Below are 17,633 nucleotides of genomic sequence, written 5' to 3'. Positions count from 1 at the left end.
GGAGGCCGGTCCCCACGGCCCCCGCACCCACCGGAAGTCGCCGGTCCGCCAGGCCCGCCCGGTCAGTCGGGTCAGTCCGTCAGGCCCGCCAGTTCGCGCAGCCGACGCGCCTGGGCGGCACGCTCGGCGGTGCGCTGCTCCTCATAGGTACGGCCGACGGCGCCGCGCAGCAGCGCCTTGGTCTCGATCACGGCGCCCCGGTCGGCGGCGAGCAGCGCCGCCACGAGGTCCTGGACCGCGCCGTCCAGCTCGGCGGCGGGCACCACGAGGTTGGCCAGCCCGCTGCGCTCGGCCTCCTCGGCATGGACGAACCGCCCGGTGGCGCAGATCTCCAGCGCCCGCGCATAGCCCACCAGACCCACCAGCGGATGAGTGCCGGTGAGGTCGGGGACCAGCCCGAGGCTGGTCTCGCGCATCGCGAACTGCACATCGTCCGCGCACACCCGCAGATCGCAGGCGAGCGCGAGCTGGAACCCGGCGCCGACGGCATGCCCCTGGACGGCGGCGATGGAGACGATGTCGTTCCTCCGCCACCAGGTGAAGGCGTCCTGGTACTCGGCGATGGCGGCGTCCAGCTCCGCGTCCGAACCGCGCGCCAGATCGATAAAGGACGGCTCGCCCTCGAAGCCCTCGGGCGTGAACGCCTGGCGGTCCAGGCCCGCCGAGAAGCTCTTGCCCTCGGCGCGCAGCAGCACCACCCGCACGCTGCCCGGCAGCAGCCGTCCCGCTTCGGCCAGTGCCCGCCACATCGCGGGCGACTGGGCGTTGCGCTTGGCCGGACGGGCCAGGGTCACCGTGGCAACCGTGTCATCGACGGTGAGCTGAACGCCGTCCTTGTCGAGCAGGGTCACAGGAAGCCTCCGGTCGGCAGCAGTCAGTACAAGTGACTGCACAGTAACCACCCGGCCGGACCGCCGGTCAACCGGGTGGCACTGCCATACCTTCCGGCGACGACGTGATACGGGATCAGGCCGATTGGGCCTTCTTGCCCCGTGTCGCGCCCCCGCGACCACGTAGGGAAACGCCTGATTCGCTGAGCATCCGGTGAACGAATCCGTAGGAACGGCCAGTCTCCTCGGCCAGCGCCCGGATGCTCGCACCGGAGTCGTACTTCTTCTTCAGGTCTGCCGCGAGCTTTTCGCGCGCGGCGCCGGTCACCCGGCTGCCCTTCTTCAGAGTCTCGGCCACCCGTGCCTCCTCATGGGAAGTGCGCTCTGGACTCTCATGATCACCCCTACACGGCTTCCTGGCCACCCATTCGGCAAGGTCTGTGGAGGAAGGATTCCGTGAAATGGCGCCGTTACGGCCTTCGGAAGACAGGATTCCGACGCCGTTCGCCCTGACACTCCTTCGCGTTCATTGACGAACGGGCAGGTCAGGGCATATGAGCATGAGGTCGGATCCATATGCACCGGCGCGCGGCACGCCGCGCGCGCCGTACCGTGGCGGCGCGCCGCGATACCAGCCGTTCTCACTCAGATGATGGATCACACCTAGGCCGAATGATCTACAGGTGATCGACAGGAAGTGGATCAGAACGGATCAATCGGACCTCGCGCCGACCGGGCGGAACGGGCCCGCGGGGGCGGTCCGCGGACCGCCCCCGGCGGTCAGGCGAGCGCGACCAGGTCCGCGTAGTCCTCGCCCCACAGGTCCTCGACACCGTCCGGAAGCAGAATGATCCGCTCCGGCTGGAGGGCGTCGACCGCGCCCTCGTCGTGAGTCACCAGCACCACCGCGCCGGTGAAGGTGCGCAGCGCGCCGAGGATCTCCTCGCGGCTGGCGGGGTCCAGGTTGTTGGTGGGCTCGTCGAGCAGCAGCACATTGGCCGAGGAGACCACCAGGGTGGCCAGCGCGAGCCGGGTCTTCTCACCACCGGAGAGCACTCCGGCGGGCTTGTCCACGTCGTCGCCGGAGAACAGGAACGACCCCAGGGTCTTGCGGATGTCCACCAGGTCGAGGTCGGGGGCGGCCGAGCGCATGTTCTCCAGGACGGTGCGGTCCGGGTCGAGCGTCTCGTGCTCCTGCGCGTAGTAGCCCAGCTTCAGCCCGTGGCCCGGGGTCACCTGGCCGGTGTCGGGCTTCTCCACCCCGCCCAGCAGCCGCAGCAGGGTGGTCTTCCCCGCGCCGTTCAGCCCGAGGATCACCACACGGGAGCCCTTGTCGACGGCCAGGTTCACATCGGTGAAGATCTCCAGGGAGCCGTACGACTTCGACAGGCCCTCGGCCGACAGCGGGGTCTTGCCGCACGGGGCCGGGTCCGGGAAGCGCAGCTTGGCCACCTTGTCGGACTGGCGCACCGCGTCCAGACCGGAGAGCAGCCGCTCCGCGCGGCGGGCCATGTTCTGCGCGGCCACGGTCTTGGTGGCCTTGGCGCGCATCTTGTCCGCCTGGGCGTTGAGCGCGGCGGCCTTCTTCTCGGCGTTGGCCCGCTCGCGCTTGCGGCGCTTCTCGTCGGCCTCGCGCTGGGCCTGGTAGAGCTTCCAGCCCATGTTGTAGATGTCGATCACCGAGCGGTTGGCATCCAGGTAGAACACCTTGTTGACGACCGTCTCGACCAGGTCGACGTCGTGGGAGATCACGATGAAGCCGCCGCTGTAGGTCTTCAGATAGTCCCGCAGCCAGATGATGGAGTCGGCGTCGAGGTGGTTGGTCGGCTCGTCCAGGAGCAGGACGTCGGAGTCCGAGAAGAGGATCCGGGCCAGCTCGACGCGGCGCCGCTGACCGCCGGAGAGGGTGTGCAGCGGCTGGCCGAGCACTCGGTCGGGCAGACCGAGGCTGGCGGCGATGGTCGCGGCCTCCGCCTCGGCGGCGTAACCGCCCTTGGTGAGGAACTCGGTCTCCAGGCGCTCGTACTTCTTCATCGCGCGCTCCTGGGTGGCCCCCTTGCCGTTGGCCATCCGGTCCTCGTTCTCGCGCATCCTGCGCAGCACGGTGTCCAGCTCGCGGGCGGAGAGGATGCGGTCGCGGGCGAGCACGTCGAGATCGCCGGTGCGCGGGTCCTGCGGGAGGTAGCCGACCTGGCCGGAGCGGGTGATGGTGCCGCCCGCCGGGACGCCCTCACCGGCCAGGCACTTGGTGAGGGTGGTCTTGCCCGCGCCGTTGCGGCCGACCAGACCGACGCGGTCGCCCTTGGCGATACGGAAGGTGGCGGACTCGATGAGAACGCGGGCGCCGGCACGCAATTCGACGCCGGATGCGGTGATCACGGGAATTACTCCTGGGCAGGACGAGGCGGCGGACGGGACGGGCGAGGGTAGGGCCGGCGCCGTCTAATGCACGAGGAGAATTGCCATGCGGCTAGCTTAGCGGGGCGGGCAAGTCGTTTTTCCCACGCCTGCCCCCCGCCGACGACCCCGCTTTCCCCCGGTGAAGCCCCTGTTGAGGCGGCGGCCACCGGCTTTGCGGGCGTCCGCGCCAAGAGGCTCTGTCGTACCCCGGTGCCAGACTGTGGAGCAGATCACATCCGAGGCGAGCGAGGAAGAAGTGGAGTGATCACCATGAGCGCCACCGCGGCTCCCGGCCCGGCCATCTGTCCCACCCTGCTCTACCGCGATGCGAAGGCGGCCATCGCGCTGCTCACCGAAGGTTTCGGCTTCACCGAGGTCGCGGTCCACGAGGACGGCGCGGGCGTGGTCCAGCACGCCGAGCTGGGTTATGGGAACGGGGTGGTGATGCTCGGCTCGGCCGGCCGGGAGGGCGTCTTCGCCCAGGCCATGGAGAACGCGGGCCCCACCGGGGTCTATGTGGCGGTGGACGATGTGGACGCGCACCACCGGCGGGCCGAGCGGTACGGCGTGGAGATCCTGATACCGCCCACCGACCAGGACTACGGCGCCCGGGACTACATGGCGCGGGACGCCGAGGGCAACATCTGGAGCTTCGGCACGTACGTGCCCGGGGCGGCCGGATAGCCGGGCGGCCGGCCGGCCGGGCGCACGGGATGGCCGGGCGCCGGATGGTCCACCGGCGGTGTCCTCAGGCGCCGCCGGTGTGCACCTGGAAGGCCGCCCGGCGCACCGCCTTGGCGAGCGCGGGGTCCGGATGGGCGGCGGCCAGCGCCACCAGCACCTGCACGGTGCGGGGATGGCCCACCGCCCGTACCTCGTCCAGCAGGGCGGGCACCGTGCCCTGCACCGCGGACTCCAGATGGCGGACCAGCAGCGGGCTCTCGCCGTGGTCGGAGATGGCCGCGGCGGTGTCCACCCACAGCCAGGTGGCCTCCTCGCGGGTGAGCGCGTCGAGCGCGTCCTCGGGATCGGCGCCCTCGTGCTCGGCCAGCCACAGCAGGGCGTAGGGGCGCAGACAGGACTCCTCGACGGCGGCCCGCACCGACGGCTCGGCGGGCGCCCCGACCACCCGCAGCGCCTCGAAGGCGAGCCCGCGCAGCAGGGCGTCGTCCCCGCGGGCCGCGTCGAGCAGTTCCACGACGGCGCTGCCGACGGGCCGCGCGGCCAGCCAGGCCCGGTACTCGGCGCGGGCCGGTCCGGGGGTGAGTCCGGCGCAGCCGCGCAGCATGTCGGGGGCGGGGTGTTCGATGTTCCCCGCGGGGCTCTGGGCGGCCACGCAGATCTGTTCCAGCTTGACCCACACCGCCCAGTTGCCCAGCGCGGTCAGCACGGCCTCACGGGCGCCGTGCGCCGCCCCCTCCTCGGGCCCCACGGTGAGCGCCCCCACGGAGGTGAGCGCGTCCAAGGCCCAGTCGAGGAGCCGCTCGAGCGCGTCCTCGTGCGCGGCGGCCGACGCGGCCCGGTCGGCGGGCTCCGCGGTCCGTCCGCCGTCATGGTCCTGGGGCACCTCGCAGCGCTCGGTGCGCAGTTCGGCCACCCGCTGCCGGAGCATGTCCAGCAGCGCGGAGACCTGCACCGGCCCCGCCGACAGCTGGAGCAGGGAGAGCAGTTGCGGTACGGCCTCGACGACCTCGGCCACGGCCGTCGGCTCCGCCGTGGCCGGGGCCGGGCTCACCAGGGACCACGCGTCCAGCAGCGCGACCCAGCCGCGCAGCACCGCGCTGTCGTCGCGGTGCCACGCCTTGAGCCGCCAGCCGAGGCGGGCGGCGCCGCCATGGATCTCGACCAGGCCGACGAGCCGGGCCCGGTCCCAGTCGGCCCGTACCTCCTCGGGGGTCAGCGCCAGCGCCGCGGCGGCCCGGGCGGCGGTTTCGTCGGAGAGCGCGCCGGGCGCGCCGTGCTGGGCCGCCGCCCAGTGGGCCATCTCAACGGCACCGGCAAGTCCCGATCTGGCCTGCCGGGCCAGCTCCGCGGGCGCCGGGGTGCCCTCGGGCGGACGGGGCGCCGGGCGGGAGCCGCGGTGCGACGCGGGCCGGCGGTCGGTGGCCATCGGCCGCTGGCGGACGAGTCGGAGCCGGGAGTCGCGCGGAGTACGGGACGTCACGGGAGCAGTTTCGCCGTTGACGGCCCGAAAGCCCAATCGGCACCCGTCCGGCGGTCGCCTCCGGCGCGGGGAGCGCGCTCCCCGCACGCCGCGCGAGCGGAGCCGAGCGCTACAGGAGAGGGGTCAGAAAGCGCCGTAGCGCCTCTTCGTAGCCGCGCGGATCGGCGTTCCACATGGCGCCGTGCGGGGCGTCCGCCACCGGGTGAAGGGTGACCAGTTCGGATCGGCGTTCGGCCAGTTCACGGGAGACCGACCAGGGGGCCAGGGTGTCGTCGGGGCCGTGGACGATGAGCACGGGGACGGTCAGCCGCCCGGGATCGGCCGCTTCGGTGAATCTGCTGCCGTGGAGTCCGGTGCGCCCCTCGGCCGCGCGTATGACGAGCGGCATCAGCGCGGCGGGCGTGCCGCGGGCCACGGCGAGCGCCCGCAGGGTGGCCTGCCAGTCCAGCACCGGGGAGTCGAGGACAATGCCGTTGACGCGGTGGCGCAGGGCGGAGTTGACAGCGGCGTGCAGGGCCATCGCACCGCCGGTGGACCAGCCGTGCAGCACGACGCGGTGCGCCCCGTACCGCACCGCGTAGCGGATCGCCGCGTCCAGGTCGCGCCATTCGGTGTCGCCGAGGTGGCCTATGCCGTCCTCCGGGGGCGGCGCCCCGGGGTCGCCGCGGTAGGCGAGGTCGAGCACCGGGACGCGGAGCTTCCGCAGGAACGGCATGACGACCATGGGGTGTTCACGGGTGGTGCCCAGCCCATGGACGGTGATGACCCAGGTGGCGTGTTCGCCGGGGACGAACCAGGCGGGCAGCGGGCCGAGTTCACCGGGTACGTCGACATCGGCGTGGTCGATGCCGAGCGTGTCCCGCGGATTCCCGATGTGCACCTGCGGGGTGAGCCGTACCTTGTCGCCGGGGCCGAGGGTGCCGTGGGTGATCCGCTCCAGGTGGCGCACCACGCAGTCGGCGGGGCTCGGCGCTTCCTCCAGGACCGGGCCGATGACGGCGTGGCAGGCCGGGCCCGCCAGTCCGTAGGTCCCGGGGCGCAGCGAGGCGAGGGACCGGGTCAGGGTGATCCGGCCGGGCTCGGTCGCGTGCACGGTGAGCGGGGGCTCGTCGGGCAGCGGACGGACGGGGGCGGGGCGGAGCGCAGCGTCGGTGGCGTATCGCCCGGCCGCCACCGCGGCCACACCGGCGCTGAGCAGGGTGCTGGCGGCCGCGGCCGCCGCTGTCCGCAGACGCATCCCTCCCAGTGTGGGCGGCCGGGCGCTCGGTGGCCAGCGGGCGTACCCGGCGGAGTGATGTCCGGCGGCGGGACAGTGACTGGACGGTGAGCGGGTCAGCGGGGCTGGCCGTAGCCGCGCAGCTTGGCGGCGGCGCGCTCCATCTCGTCCGGCGGGATCAGCGCGGGGGTGCGGCCGGGGACGGCCGACGCGGCCAGCCAGACCTGGCACATCCACTCCAGCTGCGCGGTGCGGTCGTACGCCTGGTCCAGGGTGGCGCCGTACACGACGGTGCCGTGGTTGCGCAGCAGACAGCCGGAGCGGTCGCGCAGCGCCTGGAGCATGCGCTCGGCCAACTCGTCGGTGCCGTAGAGGGCGTAGTCGGCGACCCGCACGGGCCCGCCGAGCGCGCCGGACATGTAGTGGATCGCCGGGAGCTCGTCGACGAGCGTGGAGACCGCCGTGGCGTGGACGGCGTGGGTGTGCACGATGGCCTGGGCGTCCGTGGCGCGGTAGACGGCCAGGTGCATGGGCAGCTCGCTGGTGGGCTCCAGGGTGCCGAGGACCTGCCGGCCGTCGAGGTCCACGGCGACGGCGTCCCGCGGGCCGAGCCGGTCGTACGGGACACCGCTGGGGGTCACCAGGACGGTGTCCGCGACCCGGGCCGAGACATTGCCCGACGTCCCGACGACCAGCCCCTCGGCGGTGGTCCTGCGGGCGGTCCTCACCACCTGCCCCCACGCCTGCCGCAGGGGCTGGGTCAGCCGCGGCTGCGGCCGCCGCGCGGATCGCTCCTGTGCCATACGCCTCACCTCCGGCCCGATCCTCCCAGCAGCCCGGTGTCCGACGAACTCCCGGGCCCGCCGGAGCCGTGGGTGAGGTGCGACCGGGGGTCGTAGAAGACCGTCAGCCAGGTGGGGACGGCGGAACGGACAGTGGGGTGGGGCGTGAGGGACGGGAGAGGCTTGGGTGTACGGTGCCCAAACTCCTTGCGACGGGCGGAAATACGCCAGGTGGCCGACAGATGCTGGACCCCCTCAGCCACGTCACCCCGAGGCCCGCCACAGTTAACCTTTCGTTCACCAAGTTTCCTTACGTTCACCGTGCCACTATCGACCTTCGAACTGATTGACCGGGTGTATGGAACACATCACGCTTCTGATCGGGATCGTGATCATCACGGCCTTGGTGTTCGACTTCACGAACGGCTTCCACGACACAGCCAATGCCATGGCCACCACCATCTCCACGGGCGCACTCGGTCCCCGGGTGGCGGTGGCGATGTCGGCCGTCCTCAATCTCGCCGGTGCCTTCCTGTCCGTGGAGGTCGCCAAGACCATCTCCGGCGGAATGCTCGACGAGGATTCCGGTATCCGGCCCGAAGTGATCTTCGCGGGGCTGGTCGGAGCAATCCTCTGGAACCTGGTGACCTGGCTCGCCGGGCTGCCGTCCAGTTCCTCGCACGCCCTCTTCGGCGGTCTGATCGGCGCCACCGTGGCCGCGGTCGGCATCGGCGGGGTCAACGGGGACGCGATCGTCATGAAGGTCCTCATCCCGGCCGTCGCCGCTCCGCTGGTGGCGGGTATCGCCACGGTGGCCGCGACCCGGCTCACCTACCGGCTCGGCCGCGACCGCGCCCCTGAGGAGACCGCGAAGGGCTACCGGGCCGGACAGATCGCCTCGGCCGCCCTGGTCTCCCTCGCCCACGGCACCAACGACGCGCAGAAGACGATGGGTGTGATCACCCTGGCGCTGGTGACCGGCGGTGTGATCGCGCCGGACTCCGACCCGCCGATGTGGGTCATCGTCTCGGCGGGTCTGGCCATCGCGCTCGGCACCTACCTGGGCGGCTGGCGGATCATCCGCACCATGGGCAAGGGCATCACCGACATCCAGCCGCCGCAGGGCTTCGCGGCCCAGACCGGCGCGGCGACCGTCATCCTCGCCTCCTCGCACATCGGCTTCGCGCTCTCCACCACCCAGGTCTGCTCCGGTGCCGTCATGGGCGCGGGCCTCGGTCGCAAGGGCGGTGTGGTGCGCTGGTCGACCGCGGGCCGCATGGTCATCGCCTGGGTGCTGACCCTGCCCGCCGCGGGTCTGATCGCGGCCGGGGCCGCGATCCTGGCCGACCAGGGCAACTGGGGTGTCGCGGCGGTGGCCGTGCTCGCCATCGCGGCCTGCGGAGTGATCTGGGTCCTGTCCCGCCGCAAGCCGGTGGACCACAGCAACGTCAACGAGGTCGGCACCTCCGAGCCGGTGGGTGTGGTCACCGCCGCCCTTCAGTCGGTGGCCCCGCCGCCGGTGGGTTCCATCGCCGGACCGGGCAGCGGCACCGACACCACCGCCGACAGCACCACCGCCACCACGACCGATCAGCCGAAGGCCGTCGCCACGGCCGGCTCTGCCGCCCCCGCGGCGTCGAGCAGCACCAGCAGCTAAAGGGAGCAACGCAATGAGCATCGACTGGGCGGCACTCGGCCAGGTCTTCGGCGTCAGCCTCGCGGTGACGGTCGGCGTGGTGGGCGTCTTCACCCTGGGCATCGTCGGCACGTCCCGCAAGGAGCTCCGGCCCGATGGGGCTGCCGCGGCCGCGGCCACCGGTGGCGTCACGGCGCAGGGCGGCGCGTCCGCCCTCGCCCGCTCCGGCGCGTACGCCTGTTTCGCGCTGTGCGCCGCGGTGGTGGCGTACGGCATCTATCTGATCGTCGCCTGAGGGCCCCTCGGCACTTCTAGGGACGCCTGACGGCACCACGGCCGCCGGGCGGGAGACGCTGACCGGCGTTTCCCGCCCGGCGGCCGTGTGCCATGCGCTCCGCGCGGGCCGCATGTGGGCCTCGGCACACTCGTGCGTCGCAGGTCATGGGCGAGTTGACGGCCCTTCGCGGCCCATGGTGGACTTCCGGAGCCAAACGGCGGCAGCAGAGGAAGCCGGTGCGAATCCGGCGCGGTCCCGCCACTGTCACCGGGGAGCGCTCTCCCATCGCCTGCACGGGGTCACGGCTCGTTCGTACGGCTGTTTTCGTACACAGAGTTGGAAGACCGGGAGAACCGCGGATCCGGGAGCCAGGAGACTCTCACCGCCGGTCACGTCGAGCCAGGGCGCGGACCCTGAGTGAGGACACACCGCCATGCCCGGCACCGCCACGCCGCCAGCCCCACCGCTCCACAGCCCCCTCGGTGAACGCACCACGGGGGAACCCCTCGGCCGAGGCACGACGGCGGGCTGACGGATGCGTGCCGATCACGCCTCGTTCGCGTGCGGCGCCGCTCTCGGCTTCCTCTGCGACCTCGCCACGGGCGACCCCCGCCGCGGCCATCCGGTGGCCGCGTTCGGGCGGGCCGCCCTGGCCGCCGAGCGGGTGCTGTGGCGCGACCACCGCGGTTACGGGGCACTGCACACCGCGCTGTGCGCGGGCGGCGCCGCCGCCGGTGCCGCCCTGCTGACGCGTGCCGTACGGGCCGTGGCGGGGCGCCGCCGCGCCGATATCGCCCTGACCGCGGCCGCCACCTGGGCGGTGCTGGGCGGTACCACGCTGGGGCGCGAGGCGCGGGCCATCGGCAGCGCGCTGACCGCCGGGGACGTGGCGACCGCGCGGGAGCGCCTGCCGCATCTGTGCGGACGCGATCCGCAGGCCCTGGACGCGCAGGCCATCGCCCGCGCGGTGGTGGAGTCGGTCGCGGAGAACACCTCCGACGCCGTCGTGGGCGCCCTGGTGTGGGGGGCCGTGGGCGGCGTGCCGGGGCTTGTCGCCTTCCGGGCCGTCAACACCCTGGACGCCATGGTGGGCCACAAGTCGTCGCGCTACCGGCGGTTCGGCTGGGCCGCGGCCCGGCTGGACGATGTCGCGGGCTGGCCCGGGGCGCGGCTGACGGCCGCTCTGGCGACCGTGGCGGGTCCCGATCCGCGCGGTGCCCGGCGCGTCTGGCGGCGGGACGGACGGCGCCATCCGAGCCCCAACGCGGGGCCGGTGGAGGCGTCGTTCGCGGGCGCCCTCGGGGTGCGTCTTGGCGGCACCCTCGCGTACTCCGGGAGAGTCGAGCACCGGCCGGTGCTGGGCGGCGGCGGACGGCCGGTGCGCGCCGCCGACATCAACCGCGCGGTGCGGCTGTCACGGCGGGTGGGCGCACTGGCCCTGGTGACGTCGGTGACGGCACGGCTGGTGGTGGGCAGGGTTCTGTCCGACAGGGGCGGGGCCCCGGGCGGGCCGGAGAGGCGGAGAGGGAGCGGATGAGCGGGACAGGGGGCGGGCTGCTCGTCGCCGGGACGACCTCGGACGCGGGCAAGAGCGTGGTCACGGCGGGCATCTGCCGGTGGCTGACCCGCAAGGGCGTGAGCGTGGCGCCGTTCAAGGCGCAGAACATGTCGCTCAACTCCTTCGTCACCCGGGACGGGGCGGAGATCGGGCGGGCCCAGGCCATGCAGGCGGCCGCCGCGCGGGTGGAGCCGAGCGCGCTGATGAACCCGGTGCTGCTGAAGCCGGGCAGCGACCGCAGCAGCCAGGTGGTGCTGCTGGGCAAGCCGGTGGGCGAGATGAGCGCCCGCGGGTACCACGCGGAGCGGCGCGAAGGACTGCTGGAGACGGTCACCGCGTGCCTGGAGGAGCTGCGGCGCACCCATGACGCGGTGATATGCGAGGGCGCGGGCAGCCCCGCCGAGATCAATCTGCGCCGCACCGACATCGTCAACCTGGGGCTGGCACGGGCGGCCGGGATCCCGGCGGTGGTTGTCGGGGACATCGACCGCGGCGGGGTGTTCGCGTCGTTCTTCGGTACCACCGCACTGCTGTCCAAGGAGGACCAGCGTCATATCGCCGCCTATATGGTCAACAAGTTCCGCGGCGATGTGACCCTGCTGGAGCCCGGATTGGAGATGCTGCGCGGGCTCACCGGGCGGCCGACGGTCGGGGTGCTGCCGTTCGCCCACGGCCTCGGCATCGACGAGGAGGACGGGCTGCGGGTGTCGCTGCGCGGCGCGGTGCGCGAGAGCGTCGTCGCGCCGCCCCACGGCGACGATGTGCTGCGGGTCGCGGTGGCCGCCGTCCCCCTGATGTCCAACTTCACGGATGTGGACGCGCTGGCCGCCGAACCGGGCGTGGTGGTGCGCTTCGTGGACCGTCCCGAGGAACTGGCCGACGCCGACCTGGTGGTGGTGCCGGGCACCCGCGGCACGGTCCGGGCGCTTCAGTGGCTGCGGGAGCGCGGACTCGCCCGTGCCATCGTGCGGCGGGCCGCCGAGGGGCGGCCGGTGCTGGGCATCTGCGGCGGCTTCCAGGCGCTGGGCGAACGCATCGAGGACGAGGTCGAGTCCAAGGCCGGGACGGTCGAGGGCCTGGGGCTGCTGCCGGTGCGGGTGCGGTTCGCGGCGGAGAAGACCCTCGCCCGGCCGGTGGGCGAGGCCCTGGGCGAGCGGGTGGAGGGCTACGAGATCCACCACGGGGTCGCCCAACTCCTCGACGGCGGCGACGAACCCTTCCTCGACGGCTGCCGCGCGGGCTCGGTGTGGGGGACCCACTGGCACGGCTCGCTGGAGAGCGACGGCTTCCGGCGGGCCTTTCTGCGACGGGTGGCCGACGCGGCGGGCCGGGCGTTCGTCCCCGCGCCCGGCACCCGCTTCGGTGAGCTGCGCGAGGAGCAGCTCGACCGCCTGGGCGATCTGATCGAGGAGCACGCCGACACCGACGCGCTGCTGCGGCTGATCGAGGACGGCCTGCCGGACGGGCTGCCCTTCGTACCGCCGGGGGCGCCAGGAGGACCGAAGTGAGCATCCCGGACCGCGACCGCGTACGCACCGTTGGAGGTACCGCCGAATGACCACCGCCACCTACCCGTTCACCGCGGTCGTCGGGATGGCCGACATGCGGCTGGCCCTGCTGCTCAACGCGGTCTCCCCCGCCGTCGGCGGCGTCCTGGTGCGCGGCGAGAAGGGCACGGCGAAGTCCACGGCCGTCCGCGCCCTGGCCACGCTGCTGCCGCCGGTCGAGGTGGTCCCGGGCTGCCGGTTCTCCTGCGATCCGGCCACGCCCGACCCGCACTGCCCGGACGGGCCGCACGAGCCGGGCACGGGCGCCGCGCGGTCCGCGCGGATGGTCGAACTGCCCGTCGGCGCCTCCGAGGACCGGCTGGTGGGCGCGCTGGACATCGAGCGGGCGCTGTCGGACGGGGTCAAGGCGTTCGAGCCGGGGCTGCTGGCCGACGCGCACCGGGGTGTGCTCTACGTCGACGAGGTCAACCTGCTGCACGACCATCTGATCGACCTGTTGCTCGACGCGGCCGCCATGGGCGCCTCCTATGTGGAGCGCGAGGGCGTGTCCGTCCGGCATGCGGCGCGCTTCCTCCTGGTGGGCACCATGAACCCCGAAGAGGGCGAGCTGCGGCCGCAGTTGCTGGACCGATTCGGGCTGACGGTCGAGGTCACCGCGTCGCGCGACACCGAGGAGCGGGTCGAGGTGGTGCGGCGGCGGCTGGCGTACGACGCGGACCCGGCCGGGTTCGCGGCGCGCTGGGCGGAGGACGAGGGGAGCCTGCGGGAGCGCATCGCGGCGGCGCGCGCCCTGCTGCCGGACGTGGTCCTGGGCGACCGCGCGCTGCGGCAGATCGCCGCGGTGTGCGCCGCGTTCGAGGTGGACGGGATGCGCGCGGACATCGTGACGGCGCGTACGGCGACGGCTCTGGCCGCGTGGGCGGGCCGGACGGATGTGCGCACCGAGGACGTGCGCCAGGCGGCGCTGCTGTCGCTCCCCCACCGGCGGCGCCGGGCCCCGTTCGACGCGCCGGGGCTGGACGAGGACAAACTCGACGAGGTGCTGCGGCAGTTCGAGGACGAGGAGCCGGAGCCACCGGAGCCGGACCAGGGTCCCGGGTCCGAGGAGGGCGACGCTGACGGCCCGGACGGGCCGGATGACGGGCCCGACGGTCCCGAGGGCGGCCCCGGCGGCGGGCTGCCGCACGACAGCGACGGCGCGCAGGTGCCGCCGTCGGCGCCCGAGCCGTCCGTCCCCGGCCCGCGCGAGGGTGAACCCGAGGCGGCCGACGGCCCCGAGACACCCCAGGAAGCCGGGGCGGGCGACGGAGCGGGCGCGGGCGGCGGCGGTGAGAAGGCGGCCGTGGGTGCCGCCGAGCCGTTCCGGACCCGGCGGCTGGATGTGCCGGGCCTGGGCGAGGGGGCGGCCGGACGGCGGTCGCGCGCCCGCACCGCACACGGTCGCACCACGGGCGCCCGGCGCCCCCGTTCCACACTCTCCTCGCTCCATCTGACGGCGACCGTACGGGCCGCCGCCCCGCATCAGCACGCGCGCGGACGCAGCGGTCCGGGGCTGCTGGTGCGCCGTGACGATCTGCGCGAGGCGGTGCGCGAGGGCCGGGAGGGCAATCTCGTGCTGTTCGTGGTGGACGCCTCGGGGTCGATGGCCGCGCGCAAGCGCATGGGCGCGATCAAGGGCGCGGTGCTGTCCCTGTTGCTGGACGCCTATCAGCGGCGCGACAAGGTCGGTCTGATCACCTTCCGGGGCGCGGACGCGGAACTGGCGCTGCCGCCCACCTCCTCGGTGGACGCGGCCGCCGCCCGGCTGGAGCGGCTGCCCACCGGCGGCCGGACACCGCTGGCGGCCGGGCTGTTGAAGGCTCGCGAGGTGCTGCGGGTGGAGCGGCTGCGGGACCCCTCGCGCCGACCGCTGCTGGTCGTGGTGACCGATGGCCGGGCCACCGAGGCCCGCCGGGAGGGCTCGGCGCGACGGGACGGCGCGGCCACGCCGGTGGCACGGGCCGGGCGGGCGGCGCGGCTGCTCGCGGGCGACGGGATCGCCTCGGTGGTCGTGGACTGCGAGTCGGGGCCGGTACGGCTCGGGCTGGCGGGGGCACTCGCCCAGGAGCTGCGGGGTACACCGGTGACGCTCGACGAACTGCGCGCGGACAGCGTGACCGCGCTGGTCCGCGAGGTACGGAACGTTTCGACCACTTCGACCGCCCGGAGGGCCGCCTGATGCCGCAAGGACAACCGACCGTCGTCCCCGACGACGGGCTGACCACCCGCCAGCGCCGCAACCGTCCGCTGGTGCTCGTGCACACGGGCGTGGGCAAGGGCAAGTCGACCGCCGCGTTCGGGCTGGCGCTGCGGGCATGGAACCAGAACTGGCCGGTCGGTGTATTTCAGTTTGTAAAGTCCGCGAAATGGCGGGTCGGCGAGGAGCGTGCGCTGCGCGTCCTGGGCGATTCGGGCGAAGGGGGGACCGTCGCATGGCACAAGATGGGCGAGGGCTGGTCGTGGGTCCAGCGCGACATGGCTTCCAGCGAGGAGGCCGCACGCGAGGGCTGGGAGCAGGTCAAGCGCGACCTCGCGGCGGAGACATACCGGCTCTATGTGCTGGACGAGTTCGCGTATCCGATGCACTGGGGCTGGGTGGATCCTGACGAGGTGGTGTCGGTGCTGCGCGACCGGCCGGGGACCCAGCACGTTGTCATCACCGGGCGCAACGCACCCGCGCAGCTGCTGGACCTCGCCGACCTGGTCACCGACATGTCCAAGGTCAAGCACCCGATGGACGCCGGTCAGAAGGGCCAGCGAGGCATCGAGTGGTGAATGTTCCCCGTCTGGTCGTCGCCGCTCCCTCCTCCGGGAGCGGCAAGACGACCGTCGCCGCGGGGCTGATGGCCGCCTTCGCGGAGCGGGGGCTGGATGTGTCCCCGCACAAGGTCGGGCCGGACTACATCGACCCCGGCTATCACGCGCTGGCCGTCTCGCGGTCGGCCCGGTCCGCCCGGTCCACCGGGTCCGGTGGCGGGGGCTCCCGCCCGGGCCGGAATCTGGACGCCTATCTCTGCGGTCCGGATCGGATCGCCCCGCTGTTCCTGCATGGCGCGGCGGGCTGCGACCTGGCCCTGGTCGAGGGCGTGATGGGGCTCTTCGACGGTGCGGCCGGACAGGGCGAGCTGGCCTCCACGGCCCATGTGGCCAAACTGCTGCGCGCCCCGGTGGTGCTGGTGGTCGACGCGTCCTCGCAGTCGCGGTCGGTGGCCGCGCTGGTCCATGGCTTCGCCTCCTGGGATCCGGAGGTGCGGGTCGCGGGGGTGATCCTCAACAAGGTCGGTTCGGACCGGCACGAGGTGATGCTGCGCGAGGCGCTGGAAGGGTCCGGGGTCCCGGTGTTCGGGGTGCTGCGCCGTACGGACGCGGTGCGGGCCCCCAGCCGCCATCTGGGGCTGGTGCCGGTGGCCGAGCGGCATGCGGATGCGGTGGACTCGGTGGCCGCCCTCGCCGCCCAGGTGCGCGAGGGGTGCGATCTGGACGGCCTGTTGGCGCTGGCGCGCAGCGCTCCGCCGCTGTCCGGCCCGATATGGGACCCGGTGGCGGAGGTGCGCGCGGAAGCGCTCGGAAACGTGTGCGGGACGGGCCCCGTCCCGGCCGGCCGGCCGGTGGTGGCGGTCGCGGGCGGGCCCGCGTTCACCTTCTCCTACGCGGAGCACAGCGAGTTGCTCACCGCCGCCGGGGCGCAGGTGGTGCCGTTCGACCCGCTGCGGGACGAGCGCCTCCCGGACGGTACGAGGGGTGTGGTGATCGGCGGTGGCTTCCCGGAGGTGTACGCACCCGAGCTGTCGGCCAACGAGCGGCTGCGCGAGGAGGTGGCCCGGCTGGCGGCGTCCGGTGCGCCGATCGCGGCCGAGTGCGCCGGGCTGCTGTATCTGGCGCGCTCGCTCGACGGACAGCCGATGTGCGGGGTGCTTGCGGCGGAAGCACGGATGTCGGATCGGCTGACCCTGGGCTACCGTGAGGCCGTGGCCGTCTCCGACACCGCTCTCGCCGTCGCCGGGACACGGGTGCGCGGCCATGAATTCCACCGCACCACCATCACCCCGGACGCCGGCTCGGAGCCCGCCTGGGGCATCGTCCACCCGGAGCGCCGCATCGAGGGGTTCGCCCAGGGGCGGGTGCATGCCTCGTACCTCCATGTGCACTGGGCCGCGGTGCCGGACGCGGCGACCCGGTTCGTCGGCGGATGCGTCCCGTATGTGTCCCGCGCCGGGTGAACCGGTGGAGCTGGTGGTGGGGATCGGTGCGAGCCGGGGGGTGTCCGCCGGGGAGGTCGCCGGGCTGATCGAGTCGGTCCTCACCACCGAGGGCCTCTCCCCGGACCGGATCACCGAGTTGGCCACCGTCGAGGGAAGGGCGGCCGACCCCGGCCTGCTCGGCGCGGCCGCGCGCCTCGGGGTACCCCTGCGCGGCTACCCGGCATCGGCGCTGGCGGTGGTGGACGTCCCCAGCCCGTCCGCGACCGCCCTCGCCACGGTGGGCACACCGGGTGTCGCCGAATCCGCGGCACTGCTGGCGGCGGGTCCGGATGCCCAACTGCTCGTCCCCAAACGCAAGTCCACCCCGCGCAGTGGCTCCGCACGGGCCACCTGCGCGGTGGCCCTCCGCCGCGTACCCGGTGTGCGGAGCGCCACCGAAGCCACCTCGCGGCCGTACGCCGAGCCCCGGCCGGGCGGCGGCCCCGTGCCAGAAGACGAACCCAGCGGGCCCGGAAACCCCGAGCCCGGCCCCACGCCCCGGCCAAAGGCCGAGCCCCGGCCGGGCGGCCCCGGGCCGAACGCCGCGACCGCGCGGCGTGGCAAGCCCGCACAGGACGGCGCCCCTTCACCGGACGCCGGCGCCGAGCCGGACGGCACGCCGCCCCCGCGGCGCGGCAACCGCACCCACGCGCCACCCACGCGGCGGTTCGAACCCGTGCCGCGTGGGAATCCCAACCCCCGTGCCACACCCCAGCCCGGCGGTGACCCCGCGCGGGACAGTGGGCCCGCCCACCGCGCCACCCCCGCGCAGGGCGCCGTGCCCGGGCAGGGCTCCCCACCCCAACGGGACAGGGCGCCAAGCCTCCGTGGCGAACCCGCCCCGGATGGCAAATCCACCCAGGGCGGACAGCGGAGACCTGCTGTCGCGCGTAGCGGCATCCGTCAGTAACGTCTCGGGGGCGAACCGGCCCCCGCCGCACCCCCATTCGCCGAGAGACCCCGCATCACCTGCACCATCAAG

The 17,633-nt window shown here is 73.7% G+C and carries 15 protein-coding genes and 1 riboswitch; of the genes, 9 read left to right on the top strand and 6 right to left on the bottom strand.

Features of this window, described 5'->3' with window-relative positions:
• Window positions 1-71: 71 nt before the first annotated feature.
• The 3 genes from JK363_RS11280 to JK363_RS11270 all read right to left on the bottom strand — a co-directional run bounded on the left by JK363_RS11280 (window position 72) and on the right by JK363_RS11270 (window position 3,209).
• Window positions 72-851: an enoyl-CoA hydratase/isomerase family protein gene (locus JK363_RS11280; protein ID WP_372444739.1), complete on the bottom strand. Its 780-nt coding sequence runs from the start codon at window positions 849-851 to the stop codon at window positions 72-74.
• Between the two features lie 115 nt (window positions 852-966).
• Window positions 967-1,188 (bottom strand): helix-turn-helix domain-containing protein, encoded by a 222-nt coding sequence (locus tag JK363_RS11275; RefSeq protein WP_176183654.1) that lies wholly within the window; start codon window positions 1,186-1,188, stop codon window positions 967-969.
• Between the two features lie 422 nt (window positions 1,189-1,610).
• Window positions 1,611-3,209 carry an ABC-F family ATP-binding cassette domain-containing protein gene (locus tag JK363_RS11270; protein ID WP_201874385.1) on the bottom strand — a complete coding sequence of 533 codons (1,599 nt, stop codon included), beginning with the start codon at window positions 3,207-3,209 and terminating at the stop codon, window positions 1,611-1,613.
• A 291-nt stretch (window positions 3,210-3,500) separates the two neighbouring features.
• Between JK363_RS11270 and JK363_RS11265 the strand changes: the two genes are divergently transcribed.
• The gene (locus JK363_RS11265) at window positions 3,501-3,914 is read left to right on the top strand and encodes a VOC family protein (RefSeq protein WP_201874383.1); all 414 of its coding nucleotides are present in this window, start codon (window positions 3,501-3,503) and stop codon (window positions 3,912-3,914) included.
• Window positions 3,915-3,978: 64 nt separating this feature from the next.
• On the opposite strand, the gene JK363_RS11260 is transcribed toward JK363_RS11265, so the two are convergent.
• The 3 genes from JK363_RS11260 to JK363_RS11250 all read right to left on the bottom strand — a co-directional run bounded on the left by JK363_RS11260 (window position 3,979) and on the right by JK363_RS11250 (window position 7,413).
• Entirely contained in the window at window positions 3,979-5,340 is a 1,362-nt protein-coding gene (locus JK363_RS11260) for a hypothetical protein (protein WP_201874456.1), read from the bottom strand.
• 163 nt (window positions 5,341-5,503) lie between these two features.
• A complete protein-coding gene (locus JK363_RS11255) occupies window positions 5,504-6,631 on the bottom strand; it encodes an alpha/beta hydrolase (protein WP_201874382.1) in 1,128 nt (375 codons plus the stop codon).
• Window positions 6,632-6,726: 95 nt separating this feature from the next.
• Window positions 6,727-7,413 (bottom strand): class II aldolase/adducin family protein, encoded by a 687-nt coding sequence (locus JK363_RS11250; protein ID WP_201874381.1) that lies wholly within the window; start codon window positions 7,411-7,413, stop codon window positions 6,727-6,729.
• 337 nt (window positions 7,414-7,750) lie between these two features.
• Here JK363_RS11250 and JK363_RS11245 point away from each other — a divergent pair, with 337 nt between their 5' ends.
• From JK363_RS11245 to JK363_RS44160, 8 genes are all read left to right on the top strand, one after another.
• A complete protein-coding gene (locus tag JK363_RS11245) occupies window positions 7,751-9,049 on the top strand; it encodes an inorganic phosphate transporter (protein ID WP_201874380.1) in 1,299 nt (432 codons plus the stop codon).
• Window positions 9,050-9,062: 13 nt separating this feature from the next.
• On the top strand, window positions 9,063-9,323 hold the full coding sequence (locus JK363_RS11240; RefSeq protein WP_201874379.1) for a hypothetical protein: 261 nt from the start codon (window positions 9,063-9,065) through the stop codon (window positions 9,321-9,323).
• A gap of 162 nt (window positions 9,324-9,485) precedes the next feature.
• Window positions 9,486-9,703: riboswitch (cobalamin riboswitch) on the top strand.
• 137 nt (window positions 9,704-9,840) lie between these two features.
• Window positions 9,841-10,842 carry a cobalamin biosynthesis protein gene (locus tag JK363_RS11235; protein WP_201874378.1) on the top strand — a complete coding sequence of 334 codons (1,002 nt, stop codon included), beginning with the start codon at window positions 9,841-9,843 and terminating at the stop codon, window positions 10,840-10,842.
• Window positions 10,839-12,371, top strand: coding sequence for a cobyric acid synthase (locus JK363_RS11230; protein ID WP_201874376.1), 1,533 nt, complete (start codon window positions 10,839-10,841; stop codon window positions 12,369-12,371). Before JK363_RS11235 ends, JK363_RS11230 begins: the two co-directional genes overlap by 4 nt.
• A 46-nt stretch (window positions 12,372-12,417) precedes the next feature.
• Window positions 12,418-14,589, top strand: a complete 2,172-nt coding sequence (locus JK363_RS11225) for a putative cobaltochelatase (RefSeq protein ID WP_201874374.1) — start codon at window positions 12,418-12,420, stop codon at window positions 14,587-14,589.
• On the top strand, window positions 14,589-15,185 hold the full coding sequence (gene cobO / locus JK363_RS11220) for a cob(I)yrinic acid a,c-diamide adenosyltransferase (RefSeq protein ID WP_201874372.1): 597 nt from the start codon (window positions 14,589-14,591) through the stop codon (window positions 15,183-15,185). Before JK363_RS11225 ends, cobO begins: the two co-directional genes overlap by 1 nt.
• Window positions 15,179-16,630 carry a cobyrinic acid a,c-diamide synthase CobB gene (locus tag JK363_RS11215; RefSeq protein WP_201874369.1) on the top strand — a complete coding sequence of 484 codons (1,452 nt, stop codon included), beginning with the start codon at window positions 15,179-15,181 and terminating at the stop codon, window positions 16,628-16,630. The genes cobO and JK363_RS11215 overlap by 7 nt, the downstream gene beginning before the upstream one ends.
• Complete coding sequence (locus JK363_RS44160) at window positions 16,611-17,561, top strand: cobalamin biosynthesis protein (RefSeq protein ID WP_201874367.1); 951 nt, start codon at window positions 16,611-16,613, stop codon at window positions 17,559-17,561. The genes JK363_RS11215 and JK363_RS44160 overlap by 20 nt, the downstream gene beginning before the upstream one ends.
• Window positions 17,562-17,633: the final 72 nt, after the last annotated feature.

This window comes from Streptomyces coffeae (assembly GCF_016741875.1).
Lineage (GTDB): Bacteria > Actinomycetota > Actinomycetes > Streptomycetales > Streptomycetaceae > Streptomyces > Streptomyces coffeae.
The sequence above is the reverse complement of the archived record's forward strand: the minus strand, read 5'-3'. Positions and strand labels throughout refer to the sequence as shown.

Bases quoted from the DNA above. Each gene is read 5' to 3' on its own strand.
- JK363_RS11240 (WP_201874379.1), top strand. From the start codon at position 9,063: ATGAGCATCGACTGGGCGGCACTCGGCCAGGTCTTCGGCGTCAGCCTC.
- JK363_RS44160 (WP_201874367.1), top strand. From the start codon at position 16,611: ATGTGTCCCGCGCCGGGTGAACCGGTGGAGCTGGTGGTGGGGATCGGT.
- JK363_RS11250 (WP_201874381.1), bottom strand. From the start codon at position 7,413: ATGGCACAGGAGCGATCCGCGCGGCGGCCGCAGCCGCGGCTGACCCAG.
- JK363_RS11255 (WP_201874382.1), bottom strand. From the start codon at position 6,631: ATGCGTCTGCGGACAGCGGCGGCCGCGGCCGCCAGCACCCTGCTCAGC.
- JK363_RS11260 (WP_201874456.1), bottom strand. From the start codon at position 5,340: ATGGCCACCGACCGCCGGCCCGCGTCGCACCGCGGCTCCCGCCCGGCG.
- cobO (WP_201874372.1), top strand. From the start codon at position 14,589: ATGCCGCAAGGACAACCGACCGTCGTCCCCGACGACGGGCTGACCACC.
- JK363_RS11225 (WP_201874374.1), top strand. From the start codon at position 12,418: ATGACCACCGCCACCTACCCGTTCACCGCGGTCGTCGGGATGGCCGAC.
- JK363_RS11265 (WP_201874383.1), top strand. From the start codon at position 3,501: ATGAGCGCCACCGCGGCTCCCGGCCCGGCCATCTGTCCCACCCTGCTC.
- JK363_RS11230 (WP_201874376.1), top strand. From the start codon at position 10,839: ATGAGCGGGACAGGGGGCGGGCTGCTCGTCGCCGGGACGACCTCGGAC.
- JK363_RS11245 (WP_201874380.1), top strand. From the start codon at position 7,751: ATGGAACACATCACGCTTCTGATCGGGATCGTGATCATCACGGCCTTG.
- JK363_RS11235 (WP_201874378.1), top strand. From the start codon at position 9,841: ATGCGTGCCGATCACGCCTCGTTCGCGTGCGGCGCCGCTCTCGGCTTC.